Origin of the sequence: Sphingopyxis lindanitolerans (assembly GCF_002993885.1) — a bacterium.
Taxonomy (GTDB): Bacteria; Pseudomonadota; Alphaproteobacteria; order Sphingomonadales; family Sphingomonadaceae; genus Sphingopyxis; species Sphingopyxis lindanitolerans.
The window spans coordinates 2776544-2794814 of the sequence record NZ_CM009578.1; the positions used below are offsets into that span (position 1 = coordinate 2776544).

General features: G+C 66.3%; 16 protein-coding genes. 7 read left to right on the forward strand and 9 right to left on the reverse strand.

Annotated features, from left to right (window positions below; all coding sequences use genetic code 11):
- Both CVO77_RS13355 and CVO77_RS13360 read right to left on the reverse strand, forming a co-directional pair.
- Window positions 1–1602 (reverse strand): DsbA family protein, encoded by a 1602-nt coding sequence (locus CVO77_RS13355; RefSeq protein WP_105999458.1) that lies wholly within the window; start codon window positions 1600–1602, stop codon window positions 1–3.
- Between the two features lie 54 nt (window positions 1603–1656).
- Complete coding sequence (locus CVO77_RS13360; RefSeq protein WP_106000824.1) at window positions 1657–3060, reverse strand: M48 family metalloprotease; 1404 nt, start codon at window positions 3058–3060, stop codon at window positions 1657–1659.
- Between the two features lie 296 nt (window positions 3061–3356).
- Between CVO77_RS13360 and CVO77_RS13365 the strand changes: the two genes are divergently transcribed.
- The 3 genes from CVO77_RS13365 (at window position 3357) to recQ (ending at window position 9014) form a co-directional block, all read left to right on the forward strand.
- Window positions 3357–5171, forward strand: a complete 1815-nt coding sequence (locus tag CVO77_RS13365) for an ABCB family ABC transporter ATP-binding protein/permease (protein ID WP_105999459.1) — start codon at window positions 3357–3359, stop codon at window positions 5169–5171.
- Between the two features lie 313 nt (window positions 5172–5484).
- The gene (locus CVO77_RS13370; RefSeq protein WP_105999460.1) at window positions 5485–7128 is read left to right on the forward strand and encodes a cation:proton antiporter domain-containing protein; all 1644 of its coding nucleotides are present in this window, start codon (window positions 5485–5487) and stop codon (window positions 7126–7128) included.
- A gap of 95 nt (window positions 7129–7223) precedes the next feature.
- Complete coding sequence (gene recQ, locus CVO77_RS13375; RefSeq protein ID WP_106000825.1) at window positions 7224–9014, forward strand: DNA helicase RecQ; 1791 nt, start codon at window positions 7224–7226, stop codon at window positions 9012–9014.
- Between the two features lie 199 nt (window positions 9015–9213).
- Here recQ and CVO77_RS13380 read toward each other — a convergent pair whose 3' ends face one another.
- A complete protein-coding gene (locus CVO77_RS13380) occupies window positions 9214–9834 on the reverse strand; it encodes a hypothetical protein (protein WP_146130874.1) in 621 nt (206 codons plus the stop codon).
- Between the two features lie 170 nt (window positions 9835–10004).
- On the opposite strand from CVO77_RS13380, the gene CVO77_RS13385 reads away from it, so the two are divergent.
- From CVO77_RS13385 to CVO77_RS13405, 4 genes are all read left to right on the forward strand, one after another.
- Complete coding sequence (locus tag CVO77_RS13385; protein WP_105999462.1) at window positions 10005–10439, forward strand: protein tyrosine phosphatase family protein; 435 nt, start codon at window positions 10005–10007, stop codon at window positions 10437–10439.
- Entirely contained in the window at window positions 10436–10843 is a 408-nt protein-coding gene (locus CVO77_RS13390; protein WP_105999463.1) for a hypothetical protein, read from the forward strand. The genes CVO77_RS13385 and CVO77_RS13390 overlap by 4 nt, the downstream gene beginning before the upstream one ends.
- A complete protein-coding gene (locus CVO77_RS13395; RefSeq protein ID WP_105999464.1) occupies window positions 10836–11750 on the forward strand; it encodes a sterol desaturase family protein in 915 nt (304 codons plus the stop codon). Before CVO77_RS13390 ends, CVO77_RS13395 begins: the two co-directional genes overlap by 8 nt.
- A gap of 188 nt (window positions 11751–11938) precedes the next feature.
- Window positions 11939–13525 carry a GMC family oxidoreductase gene (locus tag CVO77_RS13405; protein WP_105999466.1) on the forward strand — a complete coding sequence of 529 codons (1587 nt, stop codon included), beginning with the start codon at window positions 11939–11941 and terminating at the stop codon, window positions 13523–13525.
- Between the two features lie 565 nt (window positions 13526–14090).
- Here CVO77_RS13405 and CVO77_RS13410 read toward each other — a convergent pair.
- The 6 genes from CVO77_RS13410 to CVO77_RS13435 form a co-directional block, all read right to left on the reverse strand.
- Window positions 14091–15449, reverse strand: coding sequence for an ammonium transporter (locus tag CVO77_RS13410; protein WP_106000826.1), 1359 nt, complete (start codon window positions 15447–15449; stop codon window positions 14091–14093).
- 17 nt (window positions 15450–15466) lie between these two features.
- Window positions 15467–15805: a P-II family nitrogen regulator gene (locus tag CVO77_RS13415; protein WP_105999467.1), complete on the reverse strand. Its 339-nt coding sequence runs from the start codon at window positions 15803–15805 to the stop codon at window positions 15467–15469.
- A gap of 254 nt (window positions 15806–16059) precedes the next feature.
- Window positions 16060–16758: an endonuclease/exonuclease/phosphatase family protein gene (locus CVO77_RS13420; protein WP_105999468.1), complete on the reverse strand. Its 699-nt coding sequence runs from the start codon at window positions 16756–16758 to the stop codon at window positions 16060–16062.
- Between the two features lie 116 nt (window positions 16759–16874).
- Window positions 16875–17087 (reverse strand): putative signal transducing protein, encoded by a 213-nt coding sequence (locus CVO77_RS13425; RefSeq protein WP_105999469.1) that lies wholly within the window; start codon window positions 17085–17087, stop codon window positions 16875–16877.
- On the reverse strand, window positions 17087–17650 hold the full coding sequence (locus CVO77_RS13430; RefSeq protein ID WP_105999470.1) for a pyridoxamine 5'-phosphate oxidase family protein: 564 nt from the start codon (window positions 17648–17650) through the stop codon (window positions 17087–17089). The genes CVO77_RS13425 and CVO77_RS13430 overlap by 1 nt, the downstream gene beginning before the upstream one ends.
- Before the next feature lie 34 nt (window positions 17651–17684).
- Complete coding sequence (locus CVO77_RS13435) at window positions 17685–18263, reverse strand: DUF924 family protein (RefSeq protein ID WP_242445941.1); 579 nt, start codon at window positions 18261–18263, stop codon at window positions 17685–17687.
- Window positions 18264–18271 lie beyond the last annotated feature (8 nt).

An 18271-nucleotide genomic window follows, 5' to 3' on the forward strand; every position in this document is an offset into this window, starting at 1 on the left:
TCAGCTCTTGGCCCGCGCCTTGGCGATCGCCTGCTTGAGCGCGTCATAGCCGACCTGGCCCTGGAAGAGCTGGCTGCCGATGATCCAGGTCGGGGTCGCATTCAGTTGAAGCTGGGTCGCGAGCGCGAGGTTCGAATCGATCTCGCGCTGGAACAGGGCCTCGTTCGCGGTCGCATCGGCGCTGCCGTCGGTGATGACCCCGGCCTTCTGCGCCGCCGCGGCGATCGCCGACGGGTCGAGCGACGAGGCCGCGAACATCGCGTGATGAAAGGCGTCATATTTGCCCTGCCGCGCGGCGGCGAGCGCCATGATGGCGGCGTCGCGGCTCTGCGGGGAGATGATCGGCAATTCGCGGAACACGACCTTCAGGCGCTTGTCCTCGCGGATCAGCCGATCGATGTCGGGGACGCTCGCGCGGCAGAAACCGCAGGCATAGTCGGTGAAAACCACCAGCGTCACGTCGCCGTCGGCGTTGCCCGCCCACGCGCCGGCATAAGGCTTTTCGAGCGCCGGGCGCACCGCGTCGACCGCCTTCGCCATTTCCTTGCTGCGCTGTGCCTCGAAGGCTTCGGGAATGATCTCGGGGTGGGCGCGGATATAGTCGGCGACGATGGTCTCGACCTCGCTCTTGCTCATCCCGCCGCCAAAACGGCCGCCGAGCCAGAAAACCGCGCCGAGCAATAGCAGCGCGCCGAGCGCGATCGCCCACAGCGGCGCGGGCAGGGCACTCGCCGGCGCTGCGGCGCGCGGGGTCGGGCGATGCGGCATGCGGTCATCGGGTTCGGGTCCCGAGATCGATGGCGGCGGCATCGCGGCGGCGGCTTTCGCCTTGGCCGGCCTTGCGGGCGGCGGCGGCGTTGCGGCGGCAATCGCCTCGCCCGCGAACAGCGGCAGGTCGGGAGCGGCATCGGCGACGCGCTCGGCTGCCGCTTCCTCTTCGCGCGCGAGCAATTGTTCGAGGCCCGATGGCGGCGGCCCGGCGTTCGCGCGCGGAGCGGGGCGCAATTTGGTCGCGGCCTCGCCGATCTGCTCGCGCAGGCTCTCGGTGCCCGCCTTGGCGGCCTGGCCGATCCCGGCCCTGGTCTTGCCCGCGACGTCCCCGATGCTACGCCCGGCCTCGCTCGACAGCCTTGCGACCTTGTCGCCGAGCGCCATCTTGTCCCATGCGTCGCCGCTCGCTTTCGCCGCGGCGCGGCCCGCTTTCGCCGACCCGCGACCGACCGCGCGCGCGGCCCCGGCGGTCAGCGCCCCGCTTTTGGCCGCGAGTGCGCGCGAACGGCGGGGGATTTCCATCGCCTCGACCCGCGCCGGGATATCGGCGCGTTCGCCGACGCTAATCGTCCAGTCGGCGAAGCTTTCGGCGCCGTCCCGAATCCGGTCCCACAGCTTCGCGGCGCCCGCCTTGACGGCGTCGGGCTTCACCCGCGGCGGCTGGGGCTTTTCGGCCGCCGTGTAGCGCGCGAGGTCGATCCCGACCGGCGGTTCGTCCTTCGGTTTGGCAAGTCCGCCTTCGTCGGCGGGGCTGCGCGCGGCAGCGCCGCCGGGGGTCGGTGCCGGATCGCGTAGCCACGGCTGGTAATAATCGTCGTTCTTTTCGGTCACTTGTCGCCCTTGAGCATCACGGTTCGCGATGCGTCCCCATATCGAGTGTTGAGTCTAGCGCCGTTTCCGCTCGCGTTCCACCTCGGCCCGCGACACCAGCGCAATATCCTGTGCGCGAATCCAGTCGGGCGACCCTTCGGGCAGGCCCTGCATCGCGGTTTCGGCATTACGCAGCGCAAGCCCCGACTGTCCACCCTCCAGATTATAGCGTTCGGCTGAGGCGAGTGCGGCGCGCGCCTGATCGCCCTTGTTCGCATAGACGATGCCGAGTTGATACCAGGCAAAGGGATTCTGATTGTCGAGCGCGACCGCGGTCTTCAGCACCTTCTCCGCCTCGGCGAAATTGGCGGGATCCTCGGTCGCGATCAGCGCGTGGCCGAGCGTCGCGGCGATCAGCGGCTGCGAATGCGAATTGGTCACCGCCTCGCGCAGCGGCGGGATCGCATCCTTGGGCCGTCCCGACTCGAGCAGCACCTGGCCTTCGAGTTCGAGGAAATAGGGATCGTGCGGATTGGTTTTGAGCAACCCTTCGACCTCGCCGAGCGCTTTGTCGGGATAGGCGCTCTTGTGCCAGGCATAAGCACGGGCATAGCGCGCCGGGATGCTGGTGTCGGTTTCGGGATATTTGCGCAGCGTCCGGTCGGGGTCGGCGATATAGCCCGAAAGCTTGGCCTTGACGCGCTGGAAGCGGGCTTCGATCGCCGGGTCGGCGGGCTTGCTCCAGGCGGGATCGACGACATAGACCTCGCGCAGCGCCTGGATACGGTCGCCCGACATCGGGTGGGTGCGGCCATAGGCCTGTTCGTCATCCTGCTTGATGCCATAGCGGAATTCGAGATTCTGGAGCTTCTTGAAAAAGGCCAGGCTGCCGCGGCCGCTGATCCCGGCTTTCGACAGATATTGCGCGCCGGCGGCATCGGCGGTCGCTTCCTGGACGCGAGTGAACGCCAGATATTTGCCGAGCGCCGCCTGCTGGCCTGCCATCATGATGCCCATGCCGGCCTCGCCGCCGCCCGCCGCGATCGCTGCCGCGCCGAGCAGCAGGCTGAGCAGCGAGATGCCGGTCGCGGTCTTTGCGCCCTCGCTCGCGCGAATCGCGTGGCCGCCCATGATGTGGCCGAGTTCATGCGCGAGGACGCCCTGCACCTCTTCGGCGCTGTCGGCGGTTTCGATCAGCCCGCTGAAGACATAGATGTCCTGGCTGCCCGCGACGAAGGCGTTGATGCTGCGGTCGCCCAGCAGATGGACTTGCACCTGTCCGGGACGCAATCCAGCCGCGACGAGCAGCGGGTCCATCATGTCCTGAAACAGCGCTTCGGTTTCGGCATCACGCAGGATCGACTGCGCCATCGCGGGCCGCGCCGCGACGGCGACCATCGCGGCGATCGTCAGCAGCAGGTGGAAAAGCGCGCGCCATCCCGATGCCCGGAACGCGCTGTGCGGGGGAAGGGCGGTCATCATCACCTGTCTTGCGCCGCGCGCCTGAACCTCGACTGAAGCCATAGAGGCTTATTGGGGCGCAAGGTCCGCGGGCGCAAGCTAGGGATGGCGATAATCGATCGGTTGTCGCGCCCCGGACAACAGAGGCCCGGCCACCCGCGCGTCGGTCTTCACGCTGGAGTCGGTCCGTGTCGGGCCGAATCACCGCTCTCCTTTCGGGGAGGGGCTCAAGCGGATACGCCTATCCAGGCCAGAACGGCTCTTGGGTGAGATCAGCTTGGCGTTCCTGCGCGGGCGTCCTACATGGGCCGCGCATGCCGCCCGATACCGCCACCTCCGCCGACAGAAGCCGCGAACCGCCCGTCCTGGCGACGCTGCGGCGGTTCCTGCCCTATCTGTGGCCCGCGGGGCAGGGCGGGCACAAGGTGCGGATCATCCTCGCCGCGCTGATCGTGCTGGCGTCAAAGGGCGTGCAGCTATCGATGGGCTTTCTCTATGGTGCCGCGATCGATCGCATGGCGCCGGGGATGCAAGCGGGCGTGGCGCTCGCGATCGGGCTGGTCGTCGCTTACGCCGGCGCGCGCTTCGCCGGGGTGCTGTTCGACAATCTGCGCAACGTCGTGTTCGAACGAGTCGGGCAGGATGCGACGCGCGAATTGGCGATTGCGACCTTCACCCACCTCCATGCGCTGTCCTTGCGCTTCCATCTCGCGCGGCGGACGGGCGAGGTGACCAAGGTGATCGAGCGCGGGACCAAGAGCATCGACACGATGCTCTATTTCCTGCTCTTCAACATCGCGCCGACCCTGATCGAGCTGATCGCGGTGATCGCGATCTTCTGGACCAAGTTCAGCTTTGGCCTCGCGGGCGCGACCGCGGCGATGGTGGTCGTCTATATCGGCTTCACGCGGCGGGTGACCGACTGGCGCACCGCGCTGCGCACGCGGATGAACGACCTTGACACGCTGACCGTCGGGCGCAGCGTCGACAGCCTGCTCAATTACGAAACGGTCAAATATTTCGGTGCCGAGGAGCGCGAGGCGGCGCGCTATCGCGATGTCGCCGACCAATATGCCCGCGCCGCGGTGAAGAGCGAGAACAGCCTCGCCTGGCTGAATGTCGGGCAAAGCTTCATCACCAACGCGGCGATGGCGGCAGCGATGGCCTATACGGTGTGGGGCTGGTCGAAGGGGCAGTTCGCGGTCGGCGACGTCGTGCTGGTCAACACCCTGCTCGCGCAGCTTTTTCGCCCGCTCGACCTGCTCGGCATGGTCTATCGCACGATCCGCCAGGGGCTGATCGATATGGAAGCGATGTTTCGCCTGATCGACACCCCGCCCGAAATCAAGGACGCCGACGGCGCGCCGATGCTGGCCGTGGCGGGCGGCGCGGTGACGTTCGAAAATATCGTCTTCGGCTACGACTCCGACCGCACGATCCTGAACGGCGTCAGCTTCGCGGTCGGCGCCGGCGAGACGCTGGCGATCGTCGGGCCGTCGGGGGCGGGCAAGTCGACGATCGCGCGGCTGCTCTATCGCTTCTACGATCCGCAGGGCGGGCGGATCCTGATCGACGGGCAGGACATCAAGGCGGTGACCCAGAAGAGCCTGCGCGCCGAGATTGGCATCGTCCCGCAGGACACGGTGCTGTTCAACGATTCGATCGGCTACAACATCGCCTATGGCCGCGCCGATGCCAGCATCGAAGAGATTGCCGCCGCGGCCACGGGCGCGGCGATCGACGGTTTCATCGCGATCCTGCCGCAAGGCTATGAGACCGAGGTCGGCGAGCGCGGGCTGAAGCTGTCGGGGGGCGAGAAACAGCGCGTCGCGATCGCGCGCACCTTGCTGAAAAACCCGCCGATCCTGATCCTCGACGAAGCGACGAGCGCGCTCGACAGCCGCACCGAGGCGGCGATCCAGGACACGCTCGAACGCATCGCCGCACGCCGCACGACGCTGGTGATCGCGCACCGCCTGTCGACGGTGACGGGCGCCGACCGGATCATCGTGCTCGAGCGCGGCCGCGTCGTCGAAACGGGGACGCACGATCAACTGCTGGAGATGCGCGGCCTCTACGCCGACATGTGGGCGCGCCAGCAGGCGGAGAAGGAAGAGGGGACGGTTTAGGGGGAGGGGCCGATGGCAGCTTTCGACCGATTGTTGCCGCAATCAGCGTGGCGAGCCGTCATAGAAGCCGCATCCCCGAGCGAAGACGAGGGGCTCTGCCGAGCGAAGTCGAGGCAGCGGAGGCGCGCGGTTCTCGCTCCGCTCGAACGAGCCCCTCGTCTTCGCTCGGGGATGCGGTCTATTGGGTTTCCCCTAGGAGATCCACGGCCGCTTCCCACCCAAAAACTGTCATTCGCATCCTCGGCGAACCCCAATCGCAACAAAATCACTTGAGTTGCTTGACCGTGTGCGCCCGCGCCCTTTACGCTGCCCTATGCTACATGACACCACCCTGATCGGCACCGTGGTCGCCGGCCTTGGCGTTGCTTTCCTGATGGGGGCGCTCGCGCATCGGCTGCGCATTTCGCCGATCGCGGGCTATCTGCTTGCGGGGGTGCTGGTCGGGCCGTTCACGCCGGGAATCGTCGCCGACACGGGCCTTGCGCTCCAGCTTGCGGAGATCGGCGTGATCCTGCTGATGTTCGGGGTCGGCCTGCATTTCTCGCTCAAGGATCTGCTGTCGGTGCGCAAAATCGCGGTGCCGGGGGCGATGGTGCAGATCGCGGTGGCGACCGCGCTCGGCGTCATGCTGGGGTTGTGGCTCGGCTGGCCTTTCGCGGGCAGCCTGATTTTCGGCCTCGCGCTGTCGGTCGCGAGCACGGTGGTGCTGCTGCGCGCGCTCCAGGCGCAGGACATGGTCGAGTCCGAAAAGGGGCGCATCGCGGTCGGCTGGCTGATCGTTGAGGATCTGGCGATGGTGCTCGCGCTCGTGTTGCTGCCCGCGATGTTCGGCGCGCGCGGTGACGAGGGGACGAGCGCCGGGCTGCTCCAATCGGCGGCGATCGTGCTGGTCAAGGTCGTTGGTTTCGTCGCCTTCATGCTTGTCGTCGCGCGGCGGATATTGCCCGCGGTGCTGCACTGGGTCGCGCATTCGGGCTCGCGCGAACTGTTCCGCCTCGCGGTGCTCGCGATCGCGCTGGGGGTCGCGTTCGGCGCGGCCGTCGTGTTCGACGTGAGCTTGGCGCTCGGCGCCTTCTTTGCCGGGATGATCCTTGGCGAAACGCCATTGAGCCGCCGCGCGGCGGAGGAAACGCTGCCGCTGCGTGACGCCTTCGCGGTGCTGTTCTTCGTCTCGGTGGGGATGTTGTTCGATCCGAAAGTGCTGGTCGAACAGCCGCTGCCGCTGATCGCGACGGTGGCGATCATCGTCGTCGGCAAGTCATTCGCCGCCTATGCGATCGTCCGCGCCTTCGGCCATCCGAACCACACTGCGATGACGATCGCCGTCAGCCTGGCGCAAATCGGCGAATTTTCGTTCATCCTCGCGGGACTCGGCGTCGGGCTGAAGGTGATGCCGCCCGAGGCACGCGACCTGATCCTGGCGGGGTCGATCCTGTCGATCCTGCTCAACCCTATTCTCTTTACGCTGGTGGTGAAAAGGCTCCGCGCCGACGCGGCTCCCGAAACGGCGATAGAGGCCGAAGACAGCGGAAAGCCGGTGTCGGCGGGCGCGGGGGTGGTGTTGATCGGATACGGCCGCGTCGGCAGTCATATCGGCAATCTGATCTGCGGGCGCGGCGAGCGGCTGGTGGTGATCGAGGATCAGAAGGACATGGCCGCCGCCGCCGAAGCGGCAGGCGCGACGGTGATCGTCGGCGACGCGACGAAGGAAAGCGTGCTGTACCAGGCGGGGCTCGACAGCGCGCGGACGCTGCTCGTCGCAATCCCCGAAGGCGTCGAAGCGGGTGCGATCGTACGGCGCGCGCGCGCGATCAACCCCAAGCTGGTGATCGTCGCCCGCGCCCATTCGGACGCGGAGGTTGCCGATTTGGTGCGGCGCGGCGCTGACCATGTCGTGATGGCCGAGCGCGAGACGGCGACGCGAATGGCCGAACGGGCGTTGCTGGCGGGAATTTGACGCCGTCGTTGCTTCGTCGCTTCGCTTCTCGCCATGACGAAATTGGAGGCGTGGGGCTTCCCCCGCATCGCCATCCGCCCTATCGCCCACCCACGATGTCTGCCGACGCACTCCTTCCGCTCCTTAAATCCACCTTCGGTTTCGACGCTTTCCGCGGCCGCCAGGCCGAGGTGGTCGACCGCGTGATGGCGGGCGAGCGGACGCTCGCGGTGATGCCGACGGGGGCGGGCAAGTCGCTGACCTATCAGCTTCCCGCCGTGGCGCTCGACGGCTGCGTCGTCGTCGTGTCGCCGCTGATCGCGCTGATGCACGACCAGTTGCGCGGCGCGCGCGCGGCGGGGATAAGCGCGGCGTCGCTGACCAGCGTCGATGCCGACTTCGCCGAAACGCGGCAGGCGTATCGCGACGGCCAACTCGACCTCCTCTACATCGCGCCCGAGCGCGCGACGGGCGAGGGATTTCGCGCGCTGATGGAAGCGCGCACTCCGGCGCTGTTCGCGATCGACGAGGCGCATTGCGTGTCCGAATGGGGGCATGATTTCCGCCCCGACTATCGGCTGCTCAGACCCCTGCTCGACGCCTATCCGGCGGTGCCGCGGCTCGCGCTGACCGCGACCGCCGACCGGCACACGCGCGAGGATATCCTCGTCCAGCTCGGCATCCCGGCCGAAGGGCTGGTGCTCGCGGGCTTCGACCGGCCCAACATCCGCTATCGCGTGGCGCCGCGGGTGAGCCCGGCAAAGCAGCTCACCGACTTCATCGTCGCCAATCCGGGGCCGGGGATCGTCTATTGCCCGACCCGCGACGGGACCGAGCGCATGGCGGCAAAGCTCGCGGCGGCGACGGGGCGGCCGGTCGCCGCCTATCACGCCGGGCTCGACCCCGAACGGCGCGCGCGCGTCCAGCATGATTTTGTCGCGTCGGAGGACGGGATCGTCACCGCGACGGTCGCGTTCGGCATGGGGATCGACAAGCCCGACGTGCGCTTCGTCGCGCACGCGGGGCTGCCCAAATCGATCGAGAGCTATTATCAGGAAACGGGACGCGCGGGGCGCGACGGCGACCCCGCCGAGGCGCTGATGCTGTGGGGCGCCGACGATTTCGCGCGGGCGCGGATGCGGCTCGGCGAACTGCCCGAGGCGCGCATGGCGGGCGAGCGGGCGCGGCTCAATGCGCTGGGGGCACTGGTCGAGACGGTCGAGTGTCGCCGCGCGCTGCTGCTGCGGCATTTCGGCGAAAATCCGCCCGAGCGCTGCGGCAATTGCGACACCTGCCTCGACCCGCCGAAGCAGCTCGACGCGACGGTGCTTGCGCAGAAACTGCTCTCGGCGGTCTATCGCACCGGGCAAAGCTTTGGCGCCGGGCATGTCGAGGCGGTGCTGACCGGCAAGCGCGACGAGCGCATCGCCCAGCGCGGGCACGACAAATTGTCGGTGTTCGGGATCGTCGAGGGCGAGGAGGCGCGGCTGATCAAACCGCTCGTCCGCACACTCGTCGCGCGCGAGGCGCTGGAAACGACCGAGCATGGCGGGCTGATGTTCGGCCCGGCGGCGCGCGCGATGATGAAGGGCGAGACGCCGGTGCTGATCGCCGAGCCGCCGGTCCGCCGGACCCAGCGCGACGGTGGGCGCGCGGCGCGGCGCGGCGACGGCGCAGCGGCGAACCCGGTCGGCGATCCGCTGTTCGACGCGCTCCGCGCGATGCGCCGCGAACTGGCCGCGGAGGCTCAGGTGCCGCCCTATGTGATCTTCCACGACGCTGCGCTGCGCGCGATGGCGAGCGAGCGCCCGGCGACGCGCGCGGACCTGGGGACGATTCCCGGCGTCGGGGCCAAGAAACTCGAAGCATGGGGCGATGCGTTTCTGGACGTGATCCGGCAGTATTGAGTGTTAACCGCGCGTTGCGCGGGATCGTCGGCTATCGACCGATTGCTGTCATGGCCGCGAGGTGGTCTTGGAATAGATTCGCGCAGAGGCCGCAGAGATCGCAAAGGGGAAAGAACTTCATCTCTGCGGTCTCTGCGCGAATCTCATGGAATGCCGGGTTTCGACCGATAGCGGACCGTCGTTATGCAACCGTTGCAACCTAGTTGCTCGTCAGTTCTTTCAATGCAGACCGCACCTGTCCTTCTTTAAGGTTGACCGTCTGTTCCGTTTTGCAAATGGGCTGCTCGAAGAAGCCGGCATAAATACCGGATGCTTCCGATTTATTGGCCGCTCTCATATATTGAGTGACGAGGGTCGGTCGGAATGTGACGAGACATTTTGCGAATTGATGTTCGTCGAGCAACTGGCCGTAGTATCCGAAAGACATGGCCTTCTTCCAATCACGGACAAGCATTTCTATGTCAAACCCGAGGGGATGCCCGTCCTTAAATTCGTGACAGCTTGTTATAATTTCGCCCAATAATCGCGGCTGCCTGACACGCCGTCCGTCGCTCGTCTCGACCTCAAGTTCTTCATATTGAGCAAGTGTTGCGCCTAGGATTGTCGATCCGCCGCCGACCTTCAAGTCCAGCTTCTGACGTGCGACCAAGATGGCCTCGATGTCACCCGATCGCTTTTCGAGCGTGCAGGTCAATAGAGCCGGGTACTCGTCCGGAGATACGGAAGCACGCGGCAAATGCACCTTGCTCATGGGTACGACTTTTGGGGGTACTGGCTGCATCACCATAGCCCAAAGAATCGCAAAATATCCAAGCTGCATCGATCACTCCCACTCTGAAGGAAGGACTGCAATGCAGCCGATCGACAGTCAATCAAAACGTCCGCTCCCCACCCCAAAGCCGCCATGCTGCCTTCGCGTTTACTCGACATGATCGCAACCGCACACCTTCACGCTTGTCAGCAAGCGGGCTGTGAGATTAGATCGCGGTTATGAGTGATTTTCGACCCCTGTCCGCCCAGTTCAGCGTCGCCCCGCAAATCGGCATCGAGGATATCGCCGACGCCAAGGCGCAGGGCTTTGCGCTGATCGTCAACAACCGCCCCGATGGCGAGGCGCCCGCGGCGCCGCAGGGCGATCATATCGCGGGCGCCTGCGCGGCCGAAGGGCTGGCCTATGCCGCGATCCCGATCGGCCAAGCGGGGTTCAGCCACGCGCAGATCGACGCGCTCGACAAGCTGCTGGCCGCGGCGACGGGACCGATCCTCGCCTATTGCCGGTCGGGAACGCGCTCGACGCACCTCTGGGCGCTGGCACGCGCGCGGGCGGGCGAGGATGTCGACGGCATCGTCGCGGCGGCGGCGAAGGCGGGGTATGACCTGACCGGGCTCAGGCCGATGCTGGACGCGCTCGCGGGGGAAAAATGAACCAGGCGGCGTTGATCCAGCTCGGCGTATCGCTCGTCGCGGTCCTGTTCGTCGCTTGGCTGGTCAAGCGGATCGGGCTTGGCGCCGACCCGCGCATTCAGGATGCCGGGCACGCGATCCGCCTCGCGGAAGAGGCCGAGGCGGGGTTCGGCGGCACCGAAGTCGCGCGCGACCGCGCGGGTTTCGCGGCGATCGTCCGCAATGCCGAGGGGCGGATGCTGCTGGTGCGCGCGCACGGCAATCATTTCGCGGCGCGGCCGGTCGATGCGGCGACGGTCGGGCGGCTCGACAAGGATTTCCTGACGTTGACGACGCCGGAAAAGACCTTCGGTTCGGTGACGCTGCAATTGGGGAAGGAAGCGGGAATGTGGGCGAGCCGGATGCGAGATCTCGACTGTGGATAAGCTCCCCGATCCCGTCGTCTACGCCGTTCCGGGCTTCATCCTGCTGCTGATCGCCGAGATGATCATCGCGCGCCGCCGCGACACGAGTCGCTACGAAGCGCGCGATACGCTGACCTCGCTGATGCTCGGGACGATCAGCCAGGTCGCGGGGGCAGCGGTCGGCGCGGCGGTGATCGGCATGGCGGTGTGGGTCTATCAGTTCCGCCTGTTCGACATCGGCATCGATTTTCGTCACTGGTGGTGGGCGTGGGTCCTCTGCTTCTTCCTCGACGACCTGGCCTATTATGCCTTCCACCGCAGCGCGCACCGCGTGCGCTGGTTCTGGGCGAGTCATGTCATCCACCACAGTTCGCAGCATTATAATCTGTCGACCGCGCTGCGGCAGACCTGGACGGGCTTTTTCAGCCTGAGCTTCCTGTTTCGTCTGCCCTTGTTCCTGATCGGCTTTCCGCCCGCGATGGCCTTTTTCTGCGCCGGGCTCAACCTCATCTACCAGTTCTGGATCCATACCGAGGCGATCGGGCGGATGCCGAAATGGTTCGAGGCGGTGATGAATACGCCGTCGCACCACCGTGTCCACCACGGCGTCAATCCGCGCTACCTCGACGCCAACTACGCCGGGGTCTTCATCATCTGGGACAAGATGTTCGGCAGCTTCGTCGCCGAACGCGACGACGATCCGGTGCGCTATGGCATCGTCAAGCAACTCGGCAGCTTCAACATCCTCTGGGCTGCGGTGCATGAATGGGTCGGGATCGCGAAGGATGTGTGGACCGCGCCGTGGCGGCACAAGCTCTCCTATATGTGGCGCGAGCCCGGCTGGAGCCACGACGGCAGCCGACAGACGAGCGCGATGATCAAGGAACGCTGGGTCGCGGGGCGGGCGGTCGAGGAGCCAGCGGAATAGCCCCCTTAATCCCGTTCGTGTCGAGCGAAGTCGAGACACCGTGAAGGCATGCGCGACCGATGGGTGTCTCGACTTCGCTCGACACGAACGGAGGAAGTGAGGTTGGCTTTGCCCTTGCCTCCCCGCCTAATGACATTCATGTAAGTCGCAATTGACCACCGATCGGGTGGCGAGGGAGAGTTGCGAGAATGGATCAGTTCGACATCATCGTCATCGGCGGCGGCAGCGCGGGGAGCGCGGCGGCGGGACGGCTCGCCGGGGACGGAACGCGGACGATATGCCTCGTCGAGGCGGGCGGGACCAACGACACGATCCGCGTCAAGACGCCGGGCTTCATGCCCTTCATCCCCGATGCGTCCAACTATCGCTACGAGACGGTGCCGCAGAAGGGGCTGAACGGCCGCATCGGCTATCAGCCACGCGGGCGCGGGCTGGGCGGGTCGAGCGCGATCAATGCGATGGTCTATATCCGCGGGCACCAGTTCGACTACGACCAATGGGCCTCGCTCGGCGCGACGGGGTGGAGCTATGCCGACGTGCTGCCCTTCTTCAAGCGCAGCGAGGGCAATGAGCGTGGCGGCGACGATTTTCACGGCGCCGACGGGCCGCTCAACGTCATGGATCAGCGCTGGCCCAATGTGACGAGCCGGCGCTTCGTCGAGAGCGCGGCGGCGCTGCAATTGCCGCGCACCGCCGATTTCAACCGCCCCGACAACGAGGGGTTCGGCCTCTATCAGGTGACGCAGAAGGCGGGCGAACGCTGGTCGGCGGCGCGCGCCTATGTCGAGCCGCTGCGCGGGAAAGCCAATTTCACGGTGCGCACCGGCGCGCTGGTCGAAAAGATATTGGTCGAGGATGGCCGCGCGACCGGCGTCGTGATCCGGCGCGGGCCGAAGCGCGAGACGCTGCGCGCGCGCGGCGGCGTGATCCTGTCGGCGGGGGCGTTCAACAGCCCGCAGATATTGATGTTGTCGGGGATCGGTCCGGCCGCGCACCTGAAGGACAAGGGTCTGGATGTGGTCGCCGACCGCGAAGGCGTCGGCGCCAATTTGCAGGACCATATCGACTATGTGACGAGCTGGGAGACGCGCTCGGCCGACCCGTTCGGCGACAGCCTGGGCGGCACGTGGCGGATGGTGAAGGCGATTTTCGAGCATCGCACGCGGCGCACCGGGATCATGACGACCTGTTTCGCCGAGGCGGGAGGCTTCTGGAAATCGCGCCCTGACCTGCCCGCGCCCGACGTGCAATATCATTTCGTCCCCGCGATGCTCGAGGATCATGGGCGGACCAAGGTCAAGGGACACGGCTTTTCGTGCCACGCCTGTGTGTTGCGCCCCGAAAGCCGGGGCAGCGTGACGCTGGCGTCGGGCGATGCAGCGGCGGCGCCGCTGATCGACCCCGGCTTCCTGACCGACGAGCGCGACATGGCGAGCTTGCGCGCCGGAGTGCGGATGATGCACCGCATCGTCGCCGCGCCGCCTTTGTCGGACTATGCCGGCGTCGACCGGCACCCGGTGGACTTGGGCGATGATGCGGCGCTCGACGCGCTGATCCGCAGCCGCGCGGACACGGTCTATCACCCCGTCGGGACATGCCGGATGGGCAGCGATGCCGACGCGGTGGTCGATCCGACGTTGCGGCTGAACGGGGTCGAGGGTTTGTGGGTCGCCGACGCGAGCATCATGCCGCGGCTGGTGTCGGGCAATACCAATGCGCCGAGCATCATGATCGGCGAACGCGCCGCCGATTTCGTGCAGGCGGCGCTGGGGTGATTCGGCGCTCGCCTCTGCGGAGGCGATCATGCTGTTGCGAACCTGTCTGCTTTGGCCCGGCCTTTCCGTCGGCGCGGCGCTGGACGCGAGCGCAGGCGATGGATGCTGAAACAAGTTCAGCATGACGATGGGAAGGCGACTGGGATTCGTTCCCGAATCGTTGGGGAACGGCCTGCGGATTCGACTGCGGCGATCGGTGATTCATCCGGCCTGATTGGCGGAATAGCCACGAATTTGCGGGGCCGCGCGCTGCGGGCAAAAAAAGAGGGCCGGGATTTGCATCCCGGCCCAGCCTTTCAGGCTCTCCCCTCCTGAAACTCATGACAGACTGAATGCCATATTAATGTCATGTTGCAAAGACTAAATTTGCGGCACCCAAGCTGAAATTTTGTGCAGTCATTCTGGAGGCTTGGAAAAGCGCGGCGAAGCGCGGAACCGCGCCGATGTTGCGCACAAAAATGGCCGGGAGCCTGAGCGTCCCGGCCAGTGGTTCGCAGGAGGAACCTCGGTAGGATCCCGCCGCCCTTTTGAAAGAGGAGAGTGCGGCGGCGGGTATCCTGTCTCGTCAGATATTATAGGCGCGCTCGCCATGTTCGCCGAGGTCGAGGCCTTCGCGTTCGACCTCTTCGCTGACGCGCAGCCCGGTGACCGCCTTGGCGATGGAGGTCGCGATGAGGGTGCCGACGGTCGCCCAGACGATCGCGACCAGCACCGCGATGATCTGCGTCGCGACCTGCGGGCCGATGGCGAAATCGTCGCCGCCGGGGCCGCCGAGGCTGGGCGCATAGACGATGCCGGTGCCGATTGCGCCGACGATGCCGCCGATGCCGTGGATGCCAAAGGCGTCGAGTGCGTCGTCATAGCCGAGCTTGGGCTTGAGGACGGTCACCGCATAGAAGCAGATCACCGAGGCGACCGCGCCGAGGACGATGGCGCCGAACGGCCCCGAATTGCCCGCCGCCGGAGTCACCGCGACGAGCCCGGCGATGATGCCCGAACAAAAGCCGAGCGCCGACGGCTTGTGCCCTGCGACCGTTTCGGCGAGCATCCAGAACAGCGCGGCCGAGGCGGTGGCGACGAAGGTGTTGATCATCGCGAGCGCCGCCGACCCATTGGCCTCGAGCGCCGAACCGGCGTTGAAGCCGAACCAGCCCACCCAGAGCAGGCCGGTGCCGACCATCGTCAAGGTCAGCGAGTGCGGTGCCATGATTTCCTTTTGATAGCCGATGCGCTTGCCGAGGATCAGTGACGCGACGAGCGCCGAGACGCCCGCGTTGATATGCACCACCGTGCCGCCCGCGAAATCGAGCGCCGCCGGCAGCGAGGTGCCGAACATGCCGCCCTCGAACAGGAAGCCGCCCGCCGCCCACACCATATGCGCGATCGGGAAATAGACGATCGTCAGCCAGATCACGCCGAAGATGAGCGCGGCCGAGAATTTCATCCGCTCGACCGTGGCGCCGAGAACCAGCGCGAGGGTGATCGCGGCGAAGGTCATCTGGAAGCTGATGAACACATATTCGGGCAGCTTGAAGCCGTCCGAAAAGGTGTCGGCAAGGCTGTCGGGCGTTACCCCGGCAAGGAAGAATTTGCCCCAGGCGATGACGGCATTGCCCTCTGGCCCGAAGGCGAGGCCATAGCCGTAGACGACCCAGATGATCATCGCGAGGCAGGCCAGCGCGCCGATCTGCGTCATCGTCGAGAGCATGTTCTTGGTGCGGGTGAGGCCGCCATAGAAAAGCGCGAGGCCCGGCAGGATCATCGCGAGGACGAGTATGGTCGAGGTCATCATCCAGGCGGTGTCGCCCTTGTCGACCACGGGTGCGGGCGTGGCGGCCGCGTCCTGCGCCCAGGCGGGCAGCGCCGCGAACAGCGCGAGGGCGGTGGCCCCGGCGGCAGCCGCAATCTTATTGGCGAATTTCATTGCTTCCCCCTTCATTGTCAGAGCGCCGCCTCGTCGGTCTCGCCGGTGCGGATGCGCACCGCCTGACCGACGTCGAGGACGAAAATCTTGCCGTCGCCGATCGATCCGGTGCCGGCGCTTTGCTGGAGCGTTTCGACGACCCTGGGTGCGAGCGCGTCGTCGCAGACGAGTTCGATCTTCACCTTCGGGACCATGTTGGTGGCATATTCGGCGCCGCGATAGATTTCGGTCTGCCCCTTTTGGCGACCGAACCCCTTGACCTCGGTCACGGTCATGCCGGCGATGCCGAGCCCGGTCAGTGCTTCGCGCACTTCGTCGAGCTTGAACGGTTTGATGATAGCCAGGATCAGCTTCATGATGCCCCCTTCTGCTTGTGGCATCATGTTGCGGTGCAACAGCCGTGCCAAATTACGTGGACGGGGCATAAGGCGACATTTTATGAGGATATTGGCACCAGTCAGGCGCCGGATCGTTCACGCGGCAGGCAGGTGGGACAGGGGTTTGCCTAAATTTTGGGCAGGAGGTGCTCGTCGCCCCCGCGCAGGCGGGGGCCGCTGGCAGTTCTGTGCTATTCCGATAGCGGCCCCCGCCTGCGCGGGGGCGGCGAATATTAAGTCAGCGCCCTGAACCGCGCCCAGATCGGCAGATGGTCCGATGCGCGCGCCGCGAGCGCGCTCTGATGGACCCCGGCCTCGACCGCTTCGAGGTCGGGCGAGGCAAAGATGCGGTCGAGCTTGGCGACCGGGCGGCGGCTGTGGAAGCTGTGCCCGGTATCGACGAGCCGGTGATGCTCGCCGAAATCGGCAAGGCAGCCGCCCGACGCGCGCCATTCGTTGCAGTCGCCCATCAGGATCGTCGGCAGCGCTTCGCCCGCGCCGACATGGTGGAGGATCGCGCGCGCCTGCTGGCGGCGGCGCAGGCCCGAAATGTCGAGATGCATGCCGACCACCCGTAATCGATCGTCGCCGATGCGCAGCGTCGCCGCGACCGCACCGCGCGGTTCGAGCGTCGGCAGGTGCAGCGCGTGGCTCTCCTCGACCTCGATCCCCTTGCGGACGAGCAGCGCATTGCCGTGCCAGCCGATCGCATAGGGGCGGCCGTCGAGCAGATCGACCGGCACATAGTCGCTATGCTCTTCGAACATATATGGCGGAATCGCGCTGGTGCGGGCGCCGAACCGGCGGTCGGCTTCCTGCAGCGCGATGACGTCGGCGTCGAGCTCGCGAAGCACCGCCAGCACCCGGCCCGGATCGCGGCGCCGGTCGAGCCCGATGCCCTTGCGCATATTATAGCTGGCGACCTTGATCATGGATGGGGACGGACCGTTGTCTTTCATGGTTCATCATCATGACGAATGGAGAGCGATCGAGTTGCCCGCCGCTCCATCGTCATTGCTTCGCTCCGCTCGCAATGACGGCCATGAGTTTACCCTACGCCGAATTCCACCATCAACGCCCGCGCTTCCTCGATCTCCTCGTCGAGCACCATCACGCGCACCGGGATCATCAGCCCGACGCTCTCGGCAATGTTCATGCCCGCGTCGAAACAGACCGCATGGACGCCCGCGCATTCGAGCCGCCCGCGCAGCAATTCAGCCTCGACCCCGTTCGGCAGGCGGATGAGTTCGACGAGCGCCATCAGACGTCGCCCGCGATATAGCGATCGGTAGGGCGCGTCGGCAGACCATCGATGCTTGTCGCGCGGGTCCGAAATTTTTCGACCCACAGTTCGGGATCGGCCTGGCGGTGATATTTCTGCAGCGTCTCGCGCTCCTGACTCCATTCCATCAGCGGCACGCCCCAGCCACAGCTCGTCTGGACGCTTGTCACATCGATCACGAAAATCTGGCGCGTGCCGGGGAGCAGCGTGAAATGGGCGGCGAGTTCGTCCCACCCGGCATCCCGCGGCAGCACGGGGCGGCCACGGCCATAGATGCGCAATATCCAGGCGGTGCGGTCGAAGGCGCAGAACATGAGTGTGATCCGCCCGTCGGCGGCGAGGTGCGCATGTGTCTCGTTCCCCGAGCCGCCGAGATCGAGCCAGGCGACCTGGCTGGGCGACAATATGCGGAAACTGTCGGCATAGCCCTTGGGCGACAGGTTGATGCGGCCTTCCGCCGCCGCAGTGGCGGTGAAGAAGAGCGGCTGCCGCTCGATGAAGGCGATATGCTTGTCGGTCAGCGTGTCGGTGAATTCGGCCATATGTCCTGTCCGCGCAGCGAAGGCCCGCGCCCTATCACCAATTGCCGCCCTCTTCTATCGCCGCTTCCTCGCCCGGCCGGTTGGCGCGCCCCAGCGCCGCATTGCGGTGCGGAAAGCGGCCAAAGCGGTCGATCATGTCGAAATGCTTCTTCGCATATTCGGGAAAGGCCGGGTCGGTGAGCTGGTTCATCAGGCGCAGCGATTCGCGCTGATCGGCGATATCCTCGCTATGCTCGAAGGGCAGATAGGCGAATTGCCGCCGTTCGTCGGGCCAGTCTTGATCCCAGCCTTTCGCGACGATGCCGCGCGCGACCGCGCGGGCAAGCGCGTCGGTCGCGAAGGCCTCGGCCCGGCGGCGATGGATATTGCGCGGGACCTGGTCGAACAGGATCGCCGCGGCAAGCGCGGTGTCGGGATCAGTCAGGAAGGCCTCGACCGGCCGCGCGCGCAGCGCTTCGCGCCAATCGCCCGCCAGCGCGCGCACCGCCGCGTCGAAATCGGGTCCGCCGCCGTACCAGTCGTCCATGCCGTGGCCGTCGAACCAGAAGGCGAGGAGCCGCGCGGCCCAGTCGGGGGGCGGGGCGGCGGGCTCTTTGTCGTCGTCAAACGGCACGCGCGGCG